Raw genomic sequence first — 302 nt, forward strand, 5'->3', positions numbered from 1 at the left:
ATTTTTCATTGCGGCATTTCAGAAAAGATAAGAATAATGGAAAAGACAGATATTAAATCTCTGAATTTAGAAGAACTTACGGCGTTTATAACCGTTTCCGGTGAAAAGGCGTTCCGGGCAAAACAGCTCTATGAGTGGATGCACAAAAAGCTGGCGCCCGGATATGAGGAGATGACGAATCTGCCGAAGGCACTCAAGGAACGGCTCAAGGAGACGTGTGAATATACAGCGCTTCAGACTGTGGATGAGAAGATCTCCGCCATCGACAGGCCGAATAAATACTTTCTGGTTCCGTCGATGGC

General features: G+C 45.4%; 1 pseudogene. It reads left to right on the forward strand.

The features are described 5' to 3' along the window. Nucleotides 1-36: 36 nt before the first annotated feature. Nucleotides 37-302: pseudogene (locus NE473_RS31210) on the forward strand (dual-specificity RNA methyltransferase RlmN); the annotation flags it as partial.

The sequence above is a fragment of the Hungatella sp. SL.1.14 genome (assembly GCF_024460495.1).
Classification (GTDB): Bacteria; Bacillota; Clostridia; order Lachnospirales; family Lachnospiraceae; genus Hungatella; species Hungatella hathewayi.